Origin of the sequence: Colwellia sp. E2M01 (assembly GCF_018860585.1) — a bacterium.
In the GTDB taxonomy this organism is placed as follows: domain Bacteria; phylum Pseudomonadota; class Gammaproteobacteria; order Enterobacterales; family Alteromonadaceae; genus Colwellia.
On the sequence record NZ_JAHKPR010000015.1, the window covers coordinates 15727 to 40385 of the forward strand.

Genomic DNA, 24659 nt, shown 5'->3' on the forward strand with positions numbered 1-24659 from the left:
TTATTGCACATCGAGCATAGCTCTGAGTTGGGAAGAAATTTAATCAAATTGGTATAATAGGAATTCTACTGGGAGTCTTGAATATTACTCTTCAATAAAACCTTCTGATTCGTCAAAGTCTTCAAATTCAGATTCTTCTGGTAAATCGTATTCTTCTTGTGCTTCTTGCTCTAACCATTCGCAAATAATCGCGTCGGCTTGCTCTGAGCCAGTATATTTAAGTGAAGAAAAAGCTTGAACTCGAATATCTGCATTTAATGCAGATAACTTCTTTTTAACTGCTAATACTTCAGCACTACGTTTACCTTGTGAAAGCTTGTCACACTTAGTTAATAACGCCAATACTGGTAAGTCGCTATCTGCCGCCCATTGAATTAAGTCCATGTCTAAATCTTTTAATGGATGACGTATATCCATTAATACCACTAAACCTTTCAAACTTTGGCGTTTTTCTAAATATTCACCTAACGCTTTTTGCCACTTTTTCTTCATTTCAAGTGGTACTTTTGCAAAACCATAGCCAGGTAAATCAACAAGACGACGATTCTCTGCAACTTCAAAAACGTTAATTAATTGAGTACGACCAGGAGTTTTACTAATACGTGCTAAACCACGTTGGTTAGTTAGGGTATTTAAAGCACTTGATTTACCGGCATTAGAACGACCCGCAAACGCAACTTCAATACCAGCATCAGCAGGTAAACGACGAATATCAGGGGCGCTAATTGTAAAGGCGGCTTTACTTAAATGTATCTTTGTAGCAGACAAGGGCTTCACTCGTTAAAAATTTTCGACATTATAACGTTTTTTTAATCGATTTATTATCAAAAAAACATATAAAACAGTGAAATCACCTGTTTTTTTGATCTATTTTTTCTTCTCAACTCTTACAAGGTGCCCATATTCGTGTAAAATGCCGACATATCAATAATACTTTTTATCATTTTTTAATTAGATAGCGACTATAATATCCTAAAAGCTAGCCAATTAATGACAAGCAGAGAGCAACTCAATGAAAAAAATTATCTTTTCGCTATTTGTAGCTTTAAGTTCAGTAACCACTGTACAAGCCGCAGATGCTAATGCAGGTAAAGAAAAATCGGCCGTGTGTAGTGCCTGTCACGGCCCAACTGGTGTTAGTGCAAGTCCTATGTACCCTAACCTTGCCGGTCAAAATGATGCTTATATTATTAAGCAATTAAAAGACTTTAAGTCAGGTGCACGTACCGACGCTATGATGGCTCCTATGGCCGCTAATTTATCTGATGCAGATATGGCCGATTTAGCCGCGCACTTCTCTGGCTTACCTAGCGCAAACGAACAAGCTGCAGCATCTGCAGGTAACGGTGAAAGTACTGATTCAGCAGTAGCAACAGCTCCTGCAGGAAATGTTGAAATTGTTTCTTCAACACCAGCAGCAGCTATTTACAAAGGTGATGTAGCCGCAGGTAAAGATAAGTCAGCAGCCTGTGTTGCTTGTCATGGTGCTGACGGAAATAGCTTAGCACCTATATACCCAGTTTTAGCTGGTCAAAGTGCTAATTATCTTGCTAAGCAACTTGCAGATTTCAAATCTGGTGAGCGTGCCGATCCTGTTATGGCGGGTATGGTTGCAAACTTAAGTCCTGAAGATATGGATGACTTAGCAGCTTATTTTGCCGTACAAACGGCTAAAACAGGTACTGGCGAAATAAATGAAGCTGGACATAAATTATATATTGGCGGTGATGCTTCTAGCAATGTAGCAGCATGTATTGCTTGTCATGGTGTTTCTGGTAAAGGTGTTAAACAAGCAGGTTTCCCTGGCCTTACTGGACAAAGTCAAGAGTACTTAACCAAACAATTAGTGAGCTTCCGTGATGGTACTCGTGGTAATGATAATAATGGCATCATGCGTAACATTGCGATTAAATTATCAGATGCTCAGATTAAAGATATAACGCAATATATTACTTCATTAAAATAACAATGATCTTATTGTTGGATTAATACGTATTAAAAAGCAGCGATAATCGCTGCTTTTTTTTTATCTTTTTTAGCTGTTTGAATTTTGATACTTTAAACCTACTACATACATTAGTGATAGGGAAAAAATACCCTCTAAATGAATAATAACCTAAATACGAAATCGCTTGTTGCTTGCAAACAATGTGATGCGCTTTATGACAAACCACACTTAAAGCAAGGACAGATAGCCAAATGTAACCGTTGTGGCAGCATATTAATTGAGCGTAAAATCGATTCAATTAACCGCAGCTTTTATTGGTCTCTTGCTGGGTTAATCTTTATGTTGCCAGCTATTTTACTGCCTATAATGGGAGTCACCTTAGCGGGTCAGTTTCATCAAGCATCGTTATTTGATTGTATTATCGTATTAATTGAACGAGGCTTTTTTATGATTGCTTCTTTAATGTTTCTTTTCGCTATAGCTGTCCCTATTGTTAGGCTTTCTGGGGCTTTATACTTAGCTTATTCGTTTAAATTTAATCGCTTAAAACCTTCATTATTAAATTTTTTTCGTGCTTATCATCACCTTGATCATTGGGCAATGCTTAATGTTTTTATGCTTGGTATAGTTGTCTCTATGTATAAATTAACCGATGATACTGAACTATCTGTCAACCTTGGTTTATTAGCTTTTATTTTTTGGTTAATTTGCTCCACTATGTCGGCAGTAGCTTTAGATCAAGATTATATTTGGGACAAACTAGAAGAAGCCTTTGCAAACGAAGAGAAAAATGATGCGAACCGCTAAAGATAACAAGCTTGTTTTATGCCCTAAATGCCATAAGCTCAATGAGTTTAAGTCTGAGCCACAACAATGTACTCGTTGTCATGGACATTTTTATTCACGTCAACATAACAGTTTACAATACACACTAGCATGGAATATTGCCGCATTAATTGCCTTTATTCCTGCAAACCTTTACCCCATAATGATTGTGTACCGCTTAGGGATTGGTACAGAGGCAACTATTTTGTCGGGTATCGGTGAGTTTATTGACCACAGCTTATACCCCATTGCGGTTATTATTTTTACCGCTAGTATCATAGTGCCTTTATTTAAAATTATAGGCTTATTTATATTGGTGTATAAAGCCCACACAGGTATCCGTTTAAAACCTAGCAAAAATAGTAAATTTTACCGTGTTCTTGAGTTTCTAGGGCCTTGGTCAATGCTTGATGTATTTGTGGTTGCTTTAATGGTCGCTGTTGTTGAGCTTGGTTTTATAACCTCTGTGGCGGCAGGGCCAGCTATAAACTACTTTACGCTAACGGTTATTTTTACCATGTTAGCTGCAAATAGTTTTGATCCTAGGTTACTCTGGGATAAACATATAGAAGATAAACAAGTACATATAAAATAGTTATACGGCATAATATATTAAGAAATTATCAACTTATTTAGTTAAAAGTAACTTAACAAAAGAGATATGAATGAACACTAAAAAGGATAGCACCACAGGTGAACACAATAACAAAGCGAACAACGCCGCTGATATTGTGCCTCGTCAAGGGATTTCGATCATTTGGTTTGTACCTTTTATTGCCCTAATTTTTGGTTTATGGCTCACCGTAAAAGCAGTTTCAGAACAAGGTACTATTATCACCATAGAGTTTGATAACGGCTCTGGCATAGTACCGAATAAAACCGAGGTACGTTATAAAGGTTTAGTGACAGGTTTAGTTAAAAAAGTTGTTCCTTCTGATGATTTACAGCACGTTATTGCTGAAGTTGAAATATCTAAAGATTTTACTGATTACCTTACCACTAACACGCGGTTTTGGTTAGTAAGTGCTGACATATCACTACAGGGAATTTCAGGTTTAGATACTCTTATCTCTGGTAGTTACATTACCATTTTACCTGACACCGACAAATCTGCAGACAGTAAATTTCACTTTGTAGCATTAACAGAAGCACCAACATTAGATATGTCTACTCCGGGTTTACATTTAACCTTACAGACTGATGTTTTGGGCTCAATCAGTGAAAATTCACCTATAAATTTCAAACAAATTCCAATTGGCTACGTTACCGGTTATCACTACATTGAAAGTAGTAAAAAAATTGGGGTTAATATTTTTATCGAGCCTGAATTTGCGCATTTAGTCAAAGAAAATTCATTGTTTTATAACACCAGTGGTATGCAAGTTACTGCATCGCTTTCTTCAGGCTTGAAAGTAAATACCGAATCATTCTCATCTATCCTAGCGGGGGGGATATCGGTTGATACGTTAAGCTACCAAGCTGATTTACCGCCAGCTAAAAATGGCCGAATATTCCAATTACATCCTGACTTTCAATCCGCCGAAATGGGACATACTATAGAGTTAACCTTAGATTGGAATGCAGACATAGATCACAATGCCGCCATTTCATATCAAGGTTTAACTATTGGTGCTATTGAATCCTTCAGTAAAATCGACCCTGTTACTCGAAAGATTACGGCTATTGCTAAAGTTAACCCACGCGTTGTGCCTTATTTAACAGATCAATCACAATTTTATATTGTCTCGCCACAAATTAATTTAGCTGGCTTAGCAAATGCTAAAACCATATTAACTGGAAATTATATCAGTATTCGCCCTTCACTAGCCGGTAGTGCTAGTAGCAAATTTAAAGTTTTTAATACTATACCACCTTATAGATACAGCGAGCCGGGGTTACATTTAATGTTAACCAGTAATGATCGTAGTTCATTACAAGTAGGTAGTAATATTTATTACAAACAACAAGTGGTAGGTAATATACAGGCCATTGAAACCAGTGCTCCTGAACGCCATTTAATTCATATCCATATACAGCCGGAGTTCAGCCATTATGTAAATAGCGACAGCCGTTTTTACAATAATTCTGGTGTTAAAGTGTCTGCCAGTTTAATGGGTGTTGATATTCAAGCTCAATCATTGCAAAGCATATTAACTGGCGGTATCTCATTTATTAATCAAGATGATTTACAAGAGTCAAAAGAAAAATCTGTTGCTAATGGCGATAGTTTTTCATTGTATGCCAATCAAAATCTTGCTCAGCAAAAGGTTAGTTTTACATTAAACGTTACCGCCAATGAGTCGGTAGGTGATAACACCAGAGTTTTATATCGTGGTGTTGAAATAGGCGCTATTCATAACATTAAACTGCAAGGTGATAGCCAACAATTACTGGTTGGCTTGCTGCCAGAATACCAACATATTTTAAAAGAGAATACTCAGTTTTATCTAGTTAAACCAAGTATCAGCTTGTCTGGTGCAAGCGATACCGAAGCCTTGCTAGGTGGTGCGTATATTACTTTTAACTTAGGCGAAGGTGAAGCTAAATCGCAATTTCCACTACATACTAAAGCCCCTATTAAACATGCTAGCTCACCAGGTTTACAATTAACCTTGATTGCCGACCACGCTAGTGTAGCGACACCGGGGAGTCCGGTAAGTTATCGCGGGATCACCATTGGTCAGGTTGATAATGTAAGCTTAAATAGAGACGATGATAATATTCATATCAACATAACTATTGATGATAAGCACAGAAGCTTAGTACAGAATACAACACGCTTTTACAATGCTAGTGGCGTCAAAATATCAGGTGGGTTAAGTGACTTTGTCGTAAAAACAGAATCACTCGATGCGATTTTACGTGGTGGTATTAGCTTTTATAATCCAGAAAAATCACCATCAACAAAAACACCTGAAGAAATTAAAGAGCTCGCGCAATTCACCTTATTTCAACATGAAGAGCGCGCTAAAAATGCAGGCCAAAACATTAGCATTCATTTTAATGATGTAAGCGGCTTAAAAGTTAATACCAAAGTAATTTATCAAGAACAAACTTTAGGTACAGTTCAGCGCTTGATCTTTAACAACGGTAAAGTGGGTGTAACTGCTTTAGTGTTATTAAACGATCTAGGTAGTCAGTATGCACGCCAAGGTACTAAGTTTTGGAAGGTGGAGCCTGAAATTGGTTTAGTTGGCTCTAAAAATGTAGCCTCAATACTTGATGGTGCTTTTATTGGACTTGTACCATCATTCGATGCTTTATCGGGTCAAGAGGTAATTGCAGTTAACGAATTTACCGCCCTTGAAATAGCACCCACGGTTGAACAACTCGCTTACGGTTTAAATATTAAATTAACAACCTCTCGTTTAGGCTCAGTACGCGTAGGTAACCCTGTGCTATACCGACAAATTAAAGTAGGTAAAGTTATCGGTATCGATTTAGCACCAAGTGCAGATCAAGTGAATGTTTTTATTAATATTGCTAAACGTTACGCACCACTTGTTAATGGTCAAAGTAAATTTTGGAATACCAGTGGTATCAAAATTGATGCAAGTCTTTTTTCAGGTGTTCAAATTGATTCTGAATCAATAGAAACACTTATCGCTGGCGGTATCGCTTTTGCCACACCAATAATTGATGAAGACGACAAGCTTGAATTAGCGCCATTACCAGCAAGTTTTACGTTACATCAAGAAGTTGATGAAGACTGGTTAGACTGGCAACCTAAAATAGACATAGCTGAACAACCTACAATGGATACCAGTGATGAGGTCGATGATGAAATGAATGAAGTAAATAACAGTGCTGCAGAATAAATAGCATTAAATAACAATACAGGCATGAGTTAACAGTAGGTTCACGAAAGCGCTAATAACATAATAACGGACGTTTTTAAGCAAGATAACTAAAAATTACCGTTATGCCACAGACAACAGTTGACAAATTAAGCTATTTGCATGAACATATAGCCATCTAAACGTCCACGAAAAAGAAGAAATATTTTGACGATAACATCAGAGCTACAAGCCCGATACAACGATATTAATCGAGGTGTTTACTTTATTGGTACTACACCACCAAAAAGCGATACACCATTAGATACCGTATCTGACATTGCCGAAAAATTACTTGATCGTGTTAGCGACATCGATTTTGATGGATTGATTGTTTATGACATTCAAGACGAAGATTCACGTATTAGTAAACCGCGACCTTTCCCGTTTAAATCAACACTCGATGCCAGACTTTACTCTTCTTTATTGAATAAAAAATCTAATCGTCCAGTGATCACATACAAAAGTGTAGTGCAATCTAACGGTGACGACTTTAATCAATGGGCGAATGAAGCGTGGGAAAAATACGGCGTTAAAGACGTAGTGCTCGTAGGCAGTCCATCAAAGAAAAACGAAATATCATTACCTCTAGCTGATGCCTACAAAGCCTTAGTCAAAAACCAACATGAATTCTTTATTGGTGGTGTTACCATTGCAGAGCGCCATGCCAGTAAAGGTGATGAACACGAGCGTTTAATTAGCAAACACAAGCAAGGTTGTAGTTTCTTTATCTCACAAGCAATTTATGATCCGCAAGCGACTATCGATTTACTGACCCGTTATGCCCTTGAATGTAAAAAACAAGGCTTAAAACCACAACGCTTGATCTTAACGTTCTCACCGTGTGGTAGTAAGAAAACCTTAGAGTTTATTGATTGGCTAGGTGTCAATGTTCCTGAAGCAACAAGCTTACGCATTCTAAATGCAGATAACCCATTATATGAGTCAATTCGCATTTGTGTTAACAGCTTACAACAAATTTTAGATGCAATATCGCCATACGATTTACCGTTAGGTTTAAACATTGAAAGTTTAACTAATCGTAAAGAAGAAATTGACGGTTCTATTTTGTTATATAAATTATTACGCTCGAAAATGGATAATTTTTTAGCTAAAAAAGAATTAGCCGCGTTAGGTAAAAAGTAAGCTCTTTAAAAAATAATAGATGAACGTTTATTAGTCGAAATATAAGTTAACTTATATACCCGTTCCAGTTGAATCCTGCACCTTCAAGTGGAACGGGTATATAACAAAAAAGCAGTGTTTTTAACACTGCTTTTTTGTTAGTAAAAACTCAATTCCCTAAGCAACCATAGCAACCAGTATTGTTATAATAGAAGCACATGAAGTTCTTTATAATTATACCAATCTCACAACATTTATACGGGCTAAAACCACTAACTACAGCGTTATTTATTTAATAATTAACGCTGCATGAATGTAGCTTATTAGACAATACAGGAGCAATTTTCCTGAACAACTAGTTAGGTAAATAAATTCCTTGTTTTTAATGATTTTATCTCCGTCTAAAGTAGAGCACTTAATTAATGAAACTGGTATTAGTAAAGAAATAAATAATCTACTACACTATTCTTATGTCGTATTAACAATAAATAAGACACCCTTTGAAATACTTACCTTCTACATTTTATTTATCAGGTTTCACGGAAAAAGAGTTTCAACTTCAGTTAAATAAAAACTCGCATCGCCTAGCCAATACAGTTCTTTATTTGTGCATATTCTTTTTATTTTCTTTTACTGTGACCTCTTTGCTCAGTGAAGGCTTCATTGATAATTTTGTTATAAATACGCTCAGAATCATAATGATTCTCCTATCTGCCATATTTATTTTTTTGAATAATAAAAATAATACTGAAAAATTACATAAACACTTTTTTTGTTATGCCGTTTTATTTTGTTTTTTGATCAGCTATTTATTTTGGTCGTTCTCTTTAACTTATAATGAATTAAAGGAAGGCGGTCCAATGTTGGTTATCGCAGTGATCACATCAATTCCTATGTTGCATTTAGGGCATAAAGCTGTGCTTTGGTTTATTATTTGTATTAATTTAATTGGTATTCAGATATTTACGCCTATTTCAATTTCGTGGACTCTTTATTTCTTATTTACCATGATTATTGTTATGGGCAACATTCAATACCAACTTGATATACTTCTGCGGACACAATACAGAGCAGAACTAATGGAAACAGAGAAAGCGAACACTGATAAACTAACAGGTGTATATAATAGGCGCAGTTTTGAGACTAAATGTAATGACTTAATGACACACCTCAAACCCTTACAGTTTATTGCTCTTGCGATGATCGATATCGACTACTTTAAAAAATACAACGATAGCTATGGTCACTTAGAAGGAGATCGAGTGCTTGTTAAAGTGGCTGAGATATTAAGTGATTGTGGGGCAGATATAGTTGTTAGATTTGGCGGAGAAGAATTCATATTAGTAAAGATATTAGATACGGATCAGCTAAACTGGCTTCACGACTTGCCGAATAGATTTTCTAATAATGCCATCCCACATCAAAGTTCGTCATTTGGGAGAATCACTGTTTCCACAGGTATAGCATTAGCTAATGAATACAACAAACAAAATATATCCATAAAAAGTTTATTAACAAGTGCCGACGAAGCAATGTACAAAGCAAAAAAAACCGGAAGAAATAAGGTTGTCAGCCAAAAAATATAAATCGAATTTAATTAGTAATTTACGCTAAATAAACACCTCCTTTTCACAATCTTCAAATCGCTTTTATTCACGATTTTCAATAAATTTACGTAATACTAACTTACCTTCATTTTGCATAAAATCATAAAATAACTTGGCTAAAATAGACTGCTTACGAACTTTATTCTGTGCCAAATACCAAGTACTTTGAATCGGAAAATCTTCTACGTTAAGGGTAACTAACCCTGACTTTAAAATATAATCAAGGGTATGTTGGCTGAGTATAGCCAGACCTAAATCTGCAACAACAGCGTGTTTAATTGCTTCGTTACTTTCTATAATCATTCTTTCTTTTAAGCTTACTTTGTGGCTTTGACAAAACTTATCAACAGACATTCGTGTGCCTGAGCCTATTTCTCGCATAATAAAAGGGTAATGGCTTAAACGTGTTAAACTGATTGATGGTTGCCGAGTAAGTTCGTGATTCTCCGGCGCAACAACAACTAAAGGGTTATCTAGAAAAGGGTCGGCACTTATATTTTTATCTTCAGGACAATCATTTAACACATAAAAATCATCTTTATCTTCTTTAAGGTTAGCAAGTACTTGCGCTCTATTACCTATATTCAACTCGATATCAATCAAGGGGTATTTTTTACAAAAAGAGCCTAACAACAAAGGTAGAAAATACTTAGCGGTAGACACCACATTAATTTTTAACTTACCTGACTTAACCCCTTTAATATCGTCTAACTTCGTTGATAAATGATTTAGCGTAGTAAATATTTCATCCGATGCATTTAATACTGCAAAGCCTGCTTCAGTTAATTTAACGGTTTTACCAATAACATGATAAAGGGCGATATCAAATAGCTCGCTTAGCTTTTTAAGTTGGATGGAAACTGAGGGTTGCGAAATAAAAAGTTTTTCTGCTACCAGTGAAATATTTTTATATTCAGCAAGTGCCTGTAGTATTTGTAATTGTCGTAATGTCGGCGTTCTATTATTCACGATATAGCCTTTTATCTATACTTGTAATTAAAATTATATATTTTTAATTATTAAATGTCTTGTCTATGATGTTTAAAGACTAAATTCAAGTAAGCTAGTTTCTCGAGGCTTATACATTCTTAGCAACAACTAAAACAATGAAGGACTCTATATCTATGTTAGAACCTATTCAACAAAATGTGCGCGACTTAGGCACGCTATTAGGTAAAACGATTGCCGCAGATCAAGGCGGAAAATGGTTAGAAGAAATTGAAAATGTTCGTTTAGAAGGTAGAGAAATAGCCGCCGGTGATGTTAAAGCAATTGCCGCACTTCAAGAAAAATTTGCTAATTGCGATGAAAAAGAGTTACTGATTTATTCACGCGCATTTAGCCAGTTCTTAAACCTAGTGAACGTTGCCGAGCAACAATATACAACCAGTGAAGAAGGTTTAGATGAATTAGATCTTGCTCATCCACTCGAAGATCTTGAAGGTCATATTACCGATATCGACCCTGAAGTTATTACCGCTGCACTGAAGAAATTAAAAATTGAATTAGTATTAACGGCACATCCTACCGAAGTAAACCGTCGTGCTTTTATTCATAAATACAGCAGCATAGGACAAGCTTTAGACACGCCAAACAATGCTTTATCACCACGCGTTGAAGAACTTGTAGAGCAAGCTTGGCATACCGACGAAATTCGTCATAAACGTCCTACCCCACTAGATGAATCTCGCTGGGGTTTAAACAGCATCTCAGATAACTTCTGGTTTGCTATTCCTAAATTTATGCGAGAGCTTGACGATTTCTCAGTGAAAGTAACTGGTAAAAATTTACCCGAAGATTACACGCCAATTACTATGGCGAGCTGGATGGCTGGTGATCGCGATGGTAACCCATTTGTTACTGCTAAACTAAGCCGCGAAGCATTAATTAAAGCGCGCTTAATGGCCGCTCATTTATATTTAAAAGACTTTGAACTGCTTTATTTAGAGCTTTCAATGTCTAAAGCCACACCAGAGTTAACGCAAGCAGACAAAAATTTACGTGGCCCTTATCGTCAACATTTAGCGCCGGTAGTGCTGTTATTAAAAGCAACTATTGAGCAATTAAAAGAAGGTAACACTGACGGCGTTCTTGCTAGCTCAGAGCAGTTACTACAACCATTAAAAACTTGTCGTGATAGCTTATTAGCCGTTGGGTTAACTAACGTTGCTAATTCACTAATTCTTGATTTAATGCGTAAAGTTAACAGCTTTGGTATCTCGTTAGCTAAATTAGATATTCGTCAACATAGCGAACGTCACGATAGCGCAATAGCCGAAGTGACTGAACTTTTAAATTTAGGTACATATACCGATTGGAGCGAAGAGCAAAGACAAGAGTTTTTGTTAGCCGAGCTGAAAAACCCTCGTCCATTATTACCAAAAAATAACTGGTCAGCAGATACTCAAGAAGTACTTGATACTTATGCGTTAATTGCTGAACAACCTGCTGAACTTTTTGGCCTTTATATTATTTCAATGGCGAGTAAAGTCAGCGATGTATTAGCAGTTAAATTATTGCTTAAAGCGTCTGGCGTGCAATGGAATATGCCTATCGCACCATTATTTGAAACACTTGACGATTTAAATAATGCACCTAAAGTCATGGCTGAGCTATTAAGCATTGAAAGTTATCGCAACACTTGTGATGCACAACACAATGTTATGATTGGTTATAGTGATTCATCGAAAGATGCGGGTGTACTTGCCGCGACTTGGGGCCAATATAAGAGTCAGGAAGAGTTAGTTAAAGTATTTGTTGAGCAAAATATTGAACTGAAATTGTTCCATGGCCGAGGCGGTACAATTGGTCGAGGCGGCGGCCCTGCACATGCGGCAATTGCTTCACAACCTCCTGGCACATTAGACGGCGGTTTACGAGTAACAGAGCAAGGCGAAACTATTCGTCATAAATTTGGTACGCCAAACTTAGCTAATCGCAGTTTACATTTGTATGCTTCTGCTATTTTAGAGTGTTTGATTAATCCACCACCAGTACCAACACAAGCATGGCGTGACATTATGGAAACTATGTCTGCTGAAAGCTGTAATACTTATCGTCAGTATGTTGAAGGCAATGATGATTTTGTTAAATATTTCCGCCAAGCGACGCCTGAGCCAGAGCTTTCGTCACTGCCTTTGGGTTCACGCCCAAGTAAACGTAAAGTAGATGGTGGTATTGAGTCATTACGTGCAATACCATGGATCTTTGCATGGGCGCAAAATCGCTTAGTTGTACCTGCTTGGCTTGGTTTAGGCAGTGCAATAAACACCGCTTACCAAGATAACGAAGCGCTGATACAGGAAATGGTAAAACAATGGCCATATTTCCGCTCACGTATATCATTAACTGAAATGGTATACTTAAAAGCCGATAAAGATATGTCAGCACTTTATGACGAATCTTTAGTTGAAGATTCACTAAAAGTAATGGGTGAAGAACTACGTGCTCAATTAGTACAAGACAAAGCAACTATCTTAGGTATTTTGGGACAAAAAGAAGCGTTAGAGAATGATCCATGGAACTTTAACTCTTTTGAACTACGTCGTCCTTACTTAGCGCCGTTGCACTTATTGCAAATTGAAGCGCTTAAGCGTTTAAGAGCTCAACCTGAGCATCCTGAAAACGAGCAAGTACTTATGGTAACTATGTCTGGTATTGCAACCGGTATGCGTAATACTGGTTAATGGTGCGGATTAGTATTTACCTATAGAAAATAACAAGTTTCAACTATATCTAAACTTGTTAATAAATGCCTCTTTATGCTTAGTACGTTATTGTTCTTAAGCAAAAGAGGTATTTTTTTGTCTTATTATTTTGTAGCAAGATCAACAAAATGACATACCTTCAATGTATAATGACAGACAATGAACATAACTTTTCCAAAGAGCTCTTTATGACCATACCAAACAAACAAGTATTACTTTTTGATTTAGACGGAACCTTAGTAGACAGTGCTCCAGACCTTGCTGCCGCCTTAAATAAAACCTTATCTGACCTAGGTAAGCCTGAGTTTGCACAGGACACTATTCGTAGCTGGGTAGGTAATGGCGCACAAACATTGGTAGCGCGTGGTTTATCTGGCTCAGCAACTATTGATAGCCAATTAGATAGTGAGTTAGCGCAACGAGCAGTAACGCTTTTTTTAGATCATTACCGTGAACAAATGTGTGTAGAAACTGTGTTATATCCTGATGTAAAAGAAGGCTTAGTTGCTTTAAAATCTGCAGGTTTTCGCCTTGGCATTATTACCAATAAACCGGTAGAGTTTATTCAACCAATATTATCAGGTTTAGGTATTGATAGACTGTTTGAAATAATTATTGGCGCCGACACACTTGCCGAGAAAAAGCCACATCCTGCGCAATTATTTTACGCCGTAGAACAACTTAATGTAGTAACAGAAAATTGTTTAATGATAGGTGATTCTAAAAATGACATATTAGCCGCACAAGCTGCGAGTATGGACAGTGTGGGATTAACTTATGGGTATAATTATGGTGAGGACATCGCTAATTATAATCCACAATGGTGTTTTGATACGTTTGCTGAGTTTACCGCTGCGCTTCAAAACTAGTTAATAGACAAAATAGAAATAGGTAAAGCTATAAGTTTTTAGCTAACGCCACAGGGTAATCACGCTGCTTAGCTAACAATACTGCCCGCTCGGTTATTTCACTATCTGAACATTGCTGACTTACCGGAAAGTAATGTTCAGTTAGGTAATCTTTTAAGACTATCTCTGCCCCTTCACTAGTTAAAACATCATCAATAAGTCCACACTCAACTAAGTTCGCTAAAATTGCATCGGATGCGGCAAGTGCCGATGAAGCTTTGACAATTTCTGCACGTGCATAATGTTTACCATGAAAAGAAACATCTGCAGCGCGTAAATCAGGATCTTCTCCAGGTATTTGCTGTGCGCCAAACAAAGGTTTTGCCGCAACAGTGGCGGAACTAAACTCAGGAACAAACTGCGCCATATGCTCAATTGAACCCAATGTTCTGTTTTGAATTAATTGCTCCGGCCACTTTTTATCAATTTTTTCAATAAATTGCGGCGCTAATTTCGGTTGCGCACTTTGCAGTGAACTAGCTACTAAGCCTTGATCAAAAAGAGTAATATCTTGGGTCATGCCATGTAGCTGAAAATAACCATCAGGATAAGGCGTTAATTGCGCCATGCCTTGCGGTGTGCCACGTTCTCCGTAAAAAACAATCTCTGGCCATAAACCTTTACATTGCGACCAATGTGCTACGTAAGCGGCTTTAAATTCCACCATACGTTGGCGCTTGGCGCTAACCATGTCATCAATTTCACCACTTTTAAAACCACAAGCATTGATCACATAATCAAACTGTTGCTGCTGAATAACTTCACTACCGCTTTGTTTAATAGATACCTGCCACCCCAAGTTATCTTCATTAGCTTTAACCGCGATAACTTGGCTGTTGGTTTGTAAGTGACAACTCGGTAAACGTTCTATCGCTAAGCTAGCAATAGCCGCAAAACGAAAGGCTGATAAACCATACTCTTGTACTAATAAAACAGGAAATTTAAGTTTGTCTAAATCGGTGCAATTAGCAAATGAAATTAACCAGTCACTAGCTCGCGTGGCCTTACTAGGAATAGGTTTACCTACTAACGCATCAATTTCTGTGCGCGAATAAAACCTAAAATAACCTGCCGGCTCACCTAATACTTTATTACGATGATCTTGCTCAACTAACTCACTATATCGATCCCGTAATTTTTCTAAACGCGGTAATAAGTCCATCGGTTGGCCGTGATCTGTTTTCGGTAAAGCAATAACGGTTGGTCTGATATTAACACTTTGTGGATACACTTTTACGGTATCAATAGATTGCTTGAGTAACGTTAAACATTGTTCATCTGATATTTCACGATATAAATTACCGCCCGCATGTAAATGACAAATAGGTGGACCATTAACCAAGCTCGGTCCTTTTTCAATCAAGGTTGTATCTAAGCCTAACTCAGCAAAACGTAATGCAATAGTTGACCCTGCAACACCACCACCAAGGATAGCAATTTTAGTGCGAGTATTTAATAAGGCTTGCTCTGTGATTGAACTTTTATTCATAGAATGCGAGAGTTTTTCGAAAGTAAATACTTTAATAAAGCTATTTTACGTTGATACGTATGATTTGCGTAGAGGGATCATTAAAAAAAATGATTTAAGTTGTTAATAAACATGTTTGTTTCCTTTTTTAAAGAAAGCTACATAGCTTTAGGTTTCACGCTTATTTTTTTGATAATACGCTTCTATACAATTATTACAAATACAACTAACACCTTGTAACGCAGATGGAATTTTATCTAATAACGTTTGCGGTACATTACTATTCATACACCAACAACCTTTACTAGCATTGACATCGCAACGATTACTTTTGTTACATAAAGGACAGATACTGTCATCAACCTTATCAATCATCGTTTTGACGCTACCTTAATTTATTGTGCTTATACCCAAAGAATGAATGTTAACGTAAATAGAGAAAAAAAGAATAGTTATACCCGTTTCATTAATTAAGTGATCTATTTTAGACGGAGATAAAATCATTAAATACAAGGCATTTATTTAATCACTAGTTGTTCAGGACAATTGCTCCTGCAATGTCTAATAAGCTGCATCCATGCAGCGTTAATTATTAAATAACGCTGTAGTTAATGGTTTTAGCCCATATAAATGATCATTTAGTTTGTGAGATTGGTATTATTACTGGTTAGCTTTTTCATCAGCTATAAAAAAACGACCTTACGGTCGTTTTTAGGTAATAACTAGCCAGCTAAGATGACTGAATGTTCAAGAAATAGTCACTGGCACTATGCCGAAAAATAGCTACTTTTCTTGTTACGACGACTCACCATAAAACCTAACGCCAATAACATAAGTAATGCAGTCGCTGGCTCTGGTACTTTAATAGGATTAGTAACATTGGCTATGCCACTTACTATGTCGTTTGCACAAGACATACCCCAACTAAATGCTAATTGAGATGCATTTTGAAAAGCATCAATGCCGTTAACATTAAAGCTAAAGCTAATTTTATCTGTCAGTCCAGTATATCGTCCATAATTAGTAGTAGACCAATCACCTTCTGTACCATTTCCTACAGCAGTTCCAGCCATCACCTCGCCTGATGATGTATAACTATCTGCACCATGATAATCTTTTGATGTAATGGTAGAGCTAATCTCAGTTAATGTACCTTGTTTATTTTTCTCTTTAGTATTCCATTTACTGTTATTACTATAATTACTTTCTCTACCGTCAGATAAAACAAAAGCATAATCAAATGGACTATTTGCCCCTTGAGTACTGATCAACAAATCACCAAAAACAATTCTTCCGTCGTTAGCATCATATCTATTATTAGAATTTACAAAGTTAGTATAAATATCAACTGTAATTAAATCTCCAACTGAACTTATATTCATACTATCAATACCATATATTGACTCAGAACCATTAACTTTATCACCAGAATCATCTATTGTAGTATTGACTAGAAAATCTGCGGCTACTGCATTAGCAGACGACAAAAAAGCCGTCACAACTAAAATTTTAAATACACTTTTAATTAAAGTCATAAAGAATCACTTTTAATAGGGAAATATAGAATAAATACTTGTTAATACTTATTGCCAATTAATATAGTTAAAACAAAGCAATTTTCATTCCAACAAATTAATGTCGCCATTTAACAACACTTTAGTAATTATACGCCAATACAATAGCAGGATAAAGTTGCTTTGTGTAAAAAATACTGACATATAATCTCATAGATAACTAACTAGCGATTACACTATAAGCTTTTATAATCAATGATGTTTTTTAGATAACCTGTGTTTTGGTTGCTATCAATATCCTTTAGTTTTAGCTATTATCTCACTATAAATACAACTGTCGCCATATTAAAACAGTTTTTAAAAACGGTGTAACATGAACACAACAAAAAAATCACAAAATTTTATACTCTCGTTATTTTTTATTAGTGCGTCTGTTTTTGCGAATGACAATATTAATGCTAGTTACGAAAAAGCCTTAATTGCCTTTCAAAATGAAGCTTACCCAAGTGCCATTATCCATCTAAAAAATATTATTCAAGAAGATCCCACACACATGCCATCTCGTGTGCTAATGGCACAAGTGCTGATTAATCAAGGTAACGGAGCAGCAGCAGAAGTTGAGCTTGATCGTGCAAGAGAAGGTAAAGTAGATAATGATCGCTTAATTACTCTTTACGGTAAAGCATATATTCTTCAAAAAAAGTATGATGAAGCTATTCAAATAGCCACTCTGGGGCAACGTAACTCTCAAATAGAAAGTGAGTTATTACTTATACGTGGGCAAGCCTATATTGGCAAAAAACAATATCAATTAGCAGATAAAGCTTTTATTAATTTATTAGCTATACAGCCTAATAATCAATTTGCTTTACTTGGAAGAGCGCAAATAGCATTACAACAAGCACAAGTTGATATTGCACTTAACTATATAGATAAATCACTCGACAATGCCAAGCCTTTTATAAATGGTTGGATAGTAAAATCTAAAATATTACACCGCCTAGGAGATCGCAAAGGTGCTTTAACCGCTATAGATCAAGCACTACTGATCAATGAAAAACATTTATCAGCACGATTAACTAAAGCAATGCTGCTTTTAGAATTAAAACAATATGAACAAGCGCAACCCCATGTAGATTATATCTTAGAGGAAATCCCTAACGAGCCAAGGGCAGGTTATTTAAAGGCGATTATTAATGCCAGTTTACCTAGCGATACTGAAACAACTTCCGGTACTGATGATAAAAACAAATTAACTGAAGTTATTGCCACTTTAGCTGCAGTTCCCCCTGAGGTCATGCGAACGACTCCTGATTACTATTTTTTAGCTGGCTTAACAAACTTTCAATTCGGCAACTTAAATGATGCCCATAGATACTTAACAAGCTACTTGAGTTATGTAGAGTTTGATATTGATACTGTTCGTATGATCGCCAGTATTGAAATTGAGCAAGGCCAGCTAAACTCTGCTCGCCATCTACTACAAAAAACGAACATTGCTCGCCCTAATAATCCTGATATTTTAACTTTACTAGGTATTACATATTTACAATTAGGACAGAGTGACAAAGCGCAATTTTATTTTGAAAAAGTTGTTAATACCTATCCTGACTCAACCCTTGGTATAAGTTATTTAGCGCGCAGTAAAATGCAATCTGGAGATTATACTGCTGCCATTGACGCTTTATTGGCAGTTAAAGACAATGACGTAAATGGTACACAAATAAAACTACTTCTCATGGACGCATATCAAGATACTAAAAATTATTCGTCTGCGATTAAAATTGCCAAGGACTTGATATCCGACTTTCCTAATGACAGTTTTTTACAACAACGTATTGGCTCTTTATATGGATTAAATAATCAACTAGTCGAAGCCAAATCGGCTTTTGATAAGTCACTAACATTAGACCCAAATAATATTACTTCTATGGTACATATAGCGCGCATGGATAATATTGCAGGTAATAGTGATAAAGCGTTAACTTTTTTACAAAGTAAACTCGCTACATTTGATAAAAACACGCTATTAATGACCGAAATATCTGACACTTATTTATTTAAAAATGATATTGAAAACGCACTGCTTTGGACTCAAAAAGCTTACTCACAAGATCCTAATAACTTTTCTGTAGTCAGTAAATTAAGCCGTATTTTAGTTAACCAAGGTAAGCTTGCTGAAGCCGTTGATTTACTTGATGTTTACATCGGCTTAAACCCTAAAGACCCTGAAGGTTTGTTAACCCTTGCAAAACTATATCAACAACAAAATAAACACCAACAAGCAATATTAGTATTTCGAGATTACGTAGAAAAGTCTCTTAATAAAGCCCAGGCGCTAATTGTATTAGCTAAAGCGCAGTTAGCCGCTCAAGATATCACTGGTGCTGAAAAATCTTATAAACAAGCTATTATCGCAGATGATACCTACTTACCTGCTTACATAGGGCTAGTCAATTTAACCATTAAAAATAAAAATGAAAGTTTTTCGCTGAGCCTTATATCATCAATTGCCGATCTAACTAAAAGCGACAGTTTATCTTATGTTTTCAAAGGTGACTTATACTTATCGTTAGATGATACTAAAAAATCGATTACTTTTTACAAAAAAGCCTTACAAGCATCCGATCAAAAACAAGCGATTTTGGGTTTATATCGTAGCTATAAACAAAGTAATTCAGTACGAAAAGCTATCGCGCCATTAAAAAAGTGGTTAGCAAAATATCCTGATGACATGTTAGCGGGCATAGCCTTAGCAGATAGTTATAAAGGCAGTAATTTATTAAAAAAATCAAGCGATTTATATGGTCAGCTTATAGAGAATTATGGCCCTTTACCTATTTTATTAAATAATGCTGCCAGTGTAGAATTTGCCGTTGGTAATACCGAAAAAGCAAAAGCTTATGCCGAACAAGCCTATAGTTATCTACCTGAAAATGTTGCGATTATCGACACTCTTGCTTGGCTTAAAAGTCGCATGGGTGAACACAATCAAGCAGTAGCGTTATTTAGAATAGCACTCACTAAAGACTATGATAATGCTGAAATAAAATATCATATTGCAGCAACTCTTTTCGCTTTAGACCGCAAGGTTGAAGCCAAAAAATACCTAATTGAATCCGTTAATAGCCCGCAAGACTACCCTGAAAAGCACGAAGCAATAACATTATTAGCGAGTTGGCAATAAGCTTGCTTTAAAGCTGAGTAAACAAAAATTAAGTTCAACTATAGGTAATTTATATCGTTTGCTGAAATTTTTCTTTCAATAAGCGGTCTAATAACAAAGATACTTCAAGAGGCTAAATCAATATGAAATCACGTTCATTTTTCAACAAACCAACAGGCAATAAATTATTTACTGTTACACTCACGAAAAGCTTAGCTAAAAAAATGGCAATGCTTGCTATATTGTGCTTATTTTCGCATAACGCTTTTGCTAAAGCAGATATGAATATAGGTCCTAAAGTTGGTGTAATGGCACCTGAAATTTCGGTGCTTAACTTAGAAAATCAAAGCACTGATATTAAAAAACTAAGTGCGGACAAAGGGTTAATCATTTTATTTTTTCGTTCTGCTGATTGGTGTCCGTATTGTAAAAAACATTTAATAGAATTAAATCAACAAGCAAAACAGTTTACTGATTTAGGTTATGGATTAGCGGCAATTTCTTATGATAATGCCGATATTTTACAAACATTTACTAAAGAACAAACTATAAGCTACCCACTTTTATCAGATCAAAAAGCACAAACAATGCAAGCTTATAATATTCTTAATAAAGATTATGCGATGGGCGATGACAACTATGGTATTCCATACCCTGGTGTAGTCGTTATTAATAACGAAGGTAAAATTGTACACAAGTACTTCTTTGAAGGTTATAAAGATCGCGTTAAATTTTCTGACTTGTATATGCAACTCAATAAATAAAATTAGTGTTTATCGGATAATGAGCTTTCGCAATGAAAGCTCATTTACTATTACCAACCCTCACCTTGTTCTTCCTAAAAGTAATTTTCTTATTTTTTCAAATTATTCCACAACGATACTTTAAAAACGCACTGTAAAATTCTTTGCCTAGTATTTTTTCTGTCTAAATTCGTTAACAAAAATTACACATTATCGTCACTAATAATTAATGATGTTTTTTTATTCTTCTACGGCTGGTTAATCTTTTATCTATTAATGAATGATACCAATTCCGATAAGTTTCTGGTCTAGCTGTGCGCAAGAAAAATATTTAAATACAAGGCGCTTGATTGAGCAATAACTGGTTATTGCGATTGAGAGCAACGCAGGATTTACTTATTTTAACCAGTACAGGTGATCAGCAATTTGACGGACTTGGTATTAATTAAATCCATGGAGCAAGGTAATGAAAAAACTATCACTTATCGCGTTAAGCGTGTGTATGTCGTTTTCTGCAAGTGCAGAGCTGTTTATTTCAGAATATGTTGAAGGTGGCAGTTACAATAAAGCCATTGAACTTTATAACCCAAGCAACAGCAATGTTGACTTATCAAATTACCAATTAAAGCTTTATCAAAATGGTAATAGCACAGCAAATTATGTTATCAATCTTTCAGGTAATATTAGCCAATACAGCACCTTTGTTATTGCTCATAACGATATTGATAGCAGCGCAACCGTTGACCTAACAACAGGTAGTTTATTACATAATGGTGATGATGCTATTGAGCTTGTTCATAACGATGTTGTTATTGACAGTTTTGGCCGTGTCGGTGAAGACCCTGGTAGTCAATGGGGAGCAGGTGACATTACCACTAAAGATCATAGCTTAGTACGCCTTGCCGCTATCAATAACGGTGACGTTAACAGTAACGATGAATTTGAGCCAAGTGATGAGTGGCAAGCTTTCTCTAAAGACACGTTAAGCAATTTAGGAAGCCATATTTTTACTGGTGATGATGGCTCTGGTGACAATGGCGAAGATGGTGACAATGGCGAGGATAATTCAGGTAACGAGCAAACCGCTGCTTGTGGTACAGATTTCACCCCAATCCACAGTATTCAAGGTACAACCGATACTAGTCCATTAGTTGGTGAAACCCTTTGGAGTGAAGGTATAGTTACGGCTAACTTCCAACAAAGCGGTTACAACGGTTTCTTCATACAAAGCGCTGACAACGAAAAAGATTTATTAGCTGAAAGTGCTGAAGGTGTTTTTGTTTACCATAACAATACCATGGTGAGTGTTGGTGATAGAGTGCGTATTAACGCAACAGTATCTGAGCACTACGAACAAACTCAACTGTCTTCCGTTGAACAGCTTATTATTTGTGAGTCAGACGTAAGTTTACCAACAGCTGTTGAAGTAACTTTACCAGCGCCAGCGCTTAATTTAGCTGATGGTGTTGATGTATTAGAGCCTTATGAAGGCATGCTAGTTAACTTCAAACAACCTTTATATGTTACCGACACCTATAATTACGGTCGCTACGGTCAACTAGGTTTAGCAAGTGAACGTTTATTTAACCCAACACAAATAGCAACACCTGGTGTTGAAGCGCAAGCACTTGCGGCAAGTAATAAACAAAAAGTGATTATTTTAGATGATGGCGAAACAAGCCAAAATCCTGAGGTATTACCTTTCCCTGCACCTGAATTAACGGCGTTAAATACAGTTCGCTCTGGTGATACTGTTGAAAACCTAACTGCAGTATTAACTTACAGCTTTGGTGCTTATCAATTATTACCGACAGCAGCCGTACAATTTACCGCAGCTAACCCACGTACAGAAGCGCCAGCTAATGATCAACAAGGTAACTTACGCGTTGCTAGCTTCAACGTATTAAATTATTTTAACGGTGATGGCACTGGCGCAGGCTTTCCTACTGCTCGAGGGGCATACACGGCTGAAGAATTTACTCGCCAACGTGACAAAATCGTCCAAGCCATTAGTCAAATTGACGCTGATGTTATTGGCTTAATGGAAATAGAAAATGATGGTTTTGATGCTCAATCAGCTATTGCTGATTTAGTCATGGGCTTAAACGATATTCATGGCCAAAATGTTTATCAATTTATCACGCCAACTACACCAACCATAGGCAGTGATGCAATCACTGTTGGTATTATTTATCGTACTGATAAAGTTGTACCACAAGGTATGGCAAAAGTACTTGATAGCAGTAATTCAACTCTTGATGAACAAGGGCAGGTATTGTTTTTAGACAGTAAAAACCGTCCAATGTTAACGCAACAGTTTGCATTACTTAGCAACGAGCAATCAGTAGTAATTGCTGTTAACCACTTAAAATCAAAAGGTAGTGACTGTAATTCATTAAATGACCCTGATCTTAATGATGGTCAAGGTAATTGTAACCTTACACGTACTCGCGCAGCTATCGCAATGGGCAATTTCTTAAATACTAATTACCCAGAGCAAGCTAGTTTAATTATTGGTGACTTAAACGCTTACGCTAAAGAAGATCCAATCACTACACTAGCAACGCAAGGCTACCACAATATTTTTGCAGCGCTGAATAAAACAGGTGCTTATGGCTATATATTCAATGGCGAATTAGGACAACTTGATCATGCCCTTGCCAATGATGAATTACTGAATCAAATAGTTGATATCCATTCTTGGTCAATCAATGCTGACGAACCTCGCACCCTTGATTACAGCACGCAATTTCAATCTGCAGGTCAACAAGCTAAGTTTTATGCGCCTGACGCTTACCGCTCTTCAGATCACGATCCTGTGATTATTGATATTAAACTTGAAGGCACCGCGGTAGTAGAACCTGTATTTGGCGATTTTGATAACGATCAAGATGTTGATAATAACGACATCGCCATTTTTTATCGCCAAGTAGCAACGCAAGCGTTAACAGACATGAACTTCGACTTTAATCATGATGGTCAAATATCAAGATTAGATGTGCGCGGTTTCATGCAGCTTTGTACAAGAAATCGCTGTATCGCTGAATAAATAATAAAACTATTACAAACACAAACTACGTCTTTATTCCTCAACTCGATAATGAGGAATAAAGGCAATAAATACCAAATTAAAGGATCTAACATATGAAAAACTTAATGGCTATATTCACAACTAAGCCTGTCAAATCAATTAAATCAGTAGCTACAGGCGCGTTATTATTTTTGTCTTTCGCGTTAAGTACAACAGCTAACGCCAATTTAATCACTTTTACGCCTGACCAAGCAAGCTACGGCACTGGAGACAGCGTGTTAGTTGACGTGATGATTAATAATATTAACCCTGAAGCGGCAGAGTTTGGTTTCGACATCAGCTTTGATGATGCAGCATTATCATTTGATGAATTTACTTTCGACAACTCGGTATTAAGCTCAGCAATCTTTGCCGATGCAAGTCAGTTTATGTCGGGTTCAATCACAGTGTTTAGCACTTGGTTAGACGCTATTGACGTACCAGGCTCTAACTTCAGCTTAGGTCAAATGCGTTTTTCAGCATTAACTGAACAAGCCGTCTCTTTTGGTGTTGATGATTTATACCTAGCTGATAATAACTACAACTCGGTATCTGCGCATGGACCTGTAGCAGTATCAGCACCGAATAGCGCACTATTAATATTACTTGCTTGTGGCTTTTTTTCACTACGCAAAAAACGTAATAGTTAACACTTAGCTTTTGCTAACAGTTCAAGGAAAGTTAATGATATTAAGCTAACTAAGTGAGCTCTTAGTTAGCTTTTTTATTAATTGACGTTTAA

At 36.4% G+C, this 24659-nt stretch carries 17 protein-coding genes; 12 read left to right on the plus strand and 5 right to left on the minus strand.

Annotated elements, in window-relative coordinates:
* Nucleotides 1–84: 84 nt before the first annotated feature.
* Nucleotides 85–768 (minus strand): ribosome biogenesis GTP-binding protein YihA/YsxC, encoded by a 684-nt coding sequence (yihA, locus tag KO502_RS02155; protein WP_216020920.1) that lies wholly within the window; start codon nt 766–768, stop codon nt 85–87.
* A 244-nt stretch (nt 769–1012) separates the two neighbouring features.
* Between yihA and KO502_RS02160 the strand changes: the two genes are divergently transcribed.
* The 6 genes from KO502_RS02160 (at nt 1013) to KO502_RS02185 (ending at nt 9320) form a co-directional block, all read left to right on the plus strand.
* Nucleotides 1013–1966 carry a c-type cytochrome gene (locus tag KO502_RS02160; protein ID WP_216020921.1) on the plus strand — a complete coding sequence of 318 codons (954 nt, stop codon included), beginning with the start codon at nt 1013–1015 and terminating at the stop codon, nt 1964–1966.
* Nucleotides 1967–2104: 138 nt separating this feature from the next.
* The gene (locus tag KO502_RS02165; protein WP_216020922.1) at nt 2105–2755 is read left to right on the plus strand and encodes a paraquat-inducible protein A; all 651 of its coding nucleotides are present in this window, start codon (nt 2105–2107) and stop codon (nt 2753–2755) included.
* Complete coding sequence (locus tag KO502_RS02170) at nt 2739–3368, plus strand: paraquat-inducible protein A (protein WP_216020923.1); 630 nt, start codon at nt 2739–2741, stop codon at nt 3366–3368. Before KO502_RS02165 ends, KO502_RS02170 begins: the two co-directional genes overlap by 17 nt.
* A 70-nt stretch (nt 3369–3438) precedes the next feature.
* Nucleotides 3439–6591, plus strand: coding sequence for an MlaD family protein (locus tag KO502_RS02175; RefSeq protein ID WP_216020924.1), 3153 nt, complete (start codon nt 3439–3441; stop codon nt 6589–6591).
* 186 nt (nt 6592–6777) lie between these two features.
* Complete coding sequence (locus KO502_RS02180) at nt 6778–7755, plus strand: hypothetical protein (RefSeq protein ID WP_216020925.1); 978 nt, start codon at nt 6778–6780, stop codon at nt 7753–7755.
* Nucleotides 7756–8234: 479 nt separating this feature from the next.
* Entirely contained in the window at nt 8235–9320 is a 1086-nt protein-coding gene (locus KO502_RS02185; protein ID WP_216020926.1) for a GGDEF domain-containing protein, read from the plus strand.
* Between the two features lie 63 nt (nt 9321–9383).
* Here the strand turns inward: KO502_RS02185 and KO502_RS02190 are convergent, their stop codons facing one another.
* Nucleotides 9384–10310 carry a LysR family transcriptional regulator gene (locus KO502_RS02190; protein ID WP_216020927.1) on the minus strand — a complete coding sequence of 309 codons (927 nt, stop codon included), beginning with the start codon at nt 10308–10310 and terminating at the stop codon, nt 9384–9386.
* A gap of 155 nt (nt 10311–10465) precedes the next feature.
* Between KO502_RS02190 and ppc the strand changes: the two genes are divergently transcribed.
* Nucleotides 10466–13027: a phosphoenolpyruvate carboxylase gene (gene ppc, locus KO502_RS02195; protein ID WP_252730452.1), complete on the plus strand. Its 2562-nt coding sequence runs from the start codon at nt 10466–10468 to the stop codon at nt 13025–13027.
* Between the two features lie 209 nt (nt 13028–13236).
* On the plus strand, nt 13237–13917 hold the full coding sequence (locus tag KO502_RS02200) for a phosphoglycolate phosphatase (RefSeq protein WP_216020929.1): 681 nt from the start codon (nt 13237–13239) through the stop codon (nt 13915–13917).
* 28 nt (nt 13918–13945) lie between these two features.
* Here KO502_RS02200 and KO502_RS02205 read toward each other — a convergent pair whose 3' ends face one another.
* From KO502_RS02205 to KO502_RS02215, 3 genes are all read right to left on the minus strand, one after another.
* Nucleotides 13946–15445, minus strand: coding sequence for an FAD-dependent oxidoreductase (locus tag KO502_RS02205; RefSeq protein WP_216020930.1), 1500 nt, complete (start codon nt 15443–15445; stop codon nt 13946–13948).
* A gap of 147 nt (nt 15446–15592) precedes the next feature.
* Complete coding sequence (locus KO502_RS02210) at nt 15593–15799, minus strand: cysteine-rich CWC family protein (RefSeq protein ID WP_216020931.1); 207 nt, start codon at nt 15797–15799, stop codon at nt 15593–15595.
* 392 nt (nt 15800–16191) lie between these two features.
* A complete protein-coding gene (locus KO502_RS02215; RefSeq protein ID WP_216020932.1) occupies nt 16192–16911 on the minus strand; it encodes a PEP-CTERM sorting domain-containing protein in 720 nt (239 codons plus the stop codon).
* Nucleotides 16912–17311: 400 nt separating this feature from the next.
* On the opposite strand from KO502_RS02215, the gene prsT reads away from it, so the two are divergent.
* From prsT to KO502_RS02235, 4 genes are all read left to right on the plus strand, one after another.
* On the plus strand, nt 17312–20125 hold the full coding sequence (gene prsT, locus KO502_RS02220) for an XrtA/PEP-CTERM system TPR-repeat protein PrsT (protein ID WP_216020933.1): 2814 nt from the start codon (nt 17312–17314) through the stop codon (nt 20123–20125).
* Between the two features lie 122 nt (nt 20126–20247).
* On the plus strand, nt 20248–20868 hold the full coding sequence (locus KO502_RS02225; protein WP_252730453.1) for a peroxiredoxin family protein: 621 nt from the start codon (nt 20248–20250) through the stop codon (nt 20866–20868).
* Nucleotides 20869–21313: 445 nt separating this feature from the next.
* A complete protein-coding gene (locus tag KO502_RS02230) occupies nt 21314–23896 on the plus strand; it encodes an ExeM/NucH family extracellular endonuclease (protein WP_216020934.1) in 2583 nt (860 codons plus the stop codon).
* Nucleotides 23897–23991: 95 nt separating this feature from the next.
* Nucleotides 23992–24567: a cohesin domain-containing protein gene (locus KO502_RS02235; protein WP_216020935.1), complete on the plus strand. Its 576-nt coding sequence runs from the start codon at nt 23992–23994 to the stop codon at nt 24565–24567.
* The last annotated feature ends 92 nt before the right edge of the window (nt 24568–24659 follow it).

What these genes read in the sequence shown, in the direction of transcription:
- KO502_RS02170 (WP_216020923.1), top strand. Translation starts at nt 2,739, where the DNA reads ATGATGCGAACCGCTAAAGATAACAAGCTTGTTTTATGCCCTAAATGC.
- KO502_RS02160 (WP_216020921.1), top strand. Translation starts at nt 1,013, where the DNA reads ATGAAAAAAATTATCTTTTCGCTATTTGTAGCTTTAAGTTCAGTAACC.
- KO502_RS02200 (WP_216020929.1), top strand. Translation starts at nt 13,237, where the DNA reads ATGACCATACCAAACAAACAAGTATTACTTTTTGATTTAGACGGAACC.
- KO502_RS02230 (WP_216020934.1), top strand. Translation starts at nt 21,314, where the DNA reads ATGAAAAAACTATCACTTATCGCGTTAAGCGTGTGTATGTCGTTTTCT.
- KO502_RS02165 (WP_216020922.1), top strand. Translation starts at nt 2,105, where the DNA reads ATGAATAATAACCTAAATACGAAATCGCTTGTTGCTTGCAAACAATGT.
- prsT (WP_216020933.1), top strand. Translation starts at nt 17,312, where the DNA reads ATGAACACAACAAAAAAATCACAAAATTTTATACTCTCGTTATTTTTT.
- KO502_RS02225 (WP_252730453.1), top strand. Translation starts at nt 20,248, where the DNA reads ATGAAATCACGTTCATTTTTCAACAAACCAACAGGCAATAAATTATTT.
- KO502_RS02235 (WP_216020935.1), top strand. Translation starts at nt 23,992, where the DNA reads ATGAAAAACTTAATGGCTATATTCACAACTAAGCCTGTCAAATCAATT.
- KO502_RS02210 (WP_216020931.1), bottom strand. Translation starts at nt 15,799, where the DNA reads ATGATTGATAAGGTTGATGACAGTATCTGTCCTTTATGTAACAAAAGT.
- KO502_RS02175 (WP_216020924.1), top strand. Translation starts at nt 3,439, where the DNA reads ATGAACACTAAAAAGGATAGCACCACAGGTGAACACAATAACAAAGCG.
- KO502_RS02205 (WP_216020930.1), bottom strand. Translation starts at nt 15,445, where the DNA reads ATGAATAAAAGTTCAATCACAGAGCAAGCCTTATTAAATACTCGCACT.
- ppc (WP_252730452.1), top strand. Translation starts at nt 10,466, where the DNA reads ATGTTAGAACCTATTCAACAAAATGTGCGCGACTTAGGCACGCTATTA.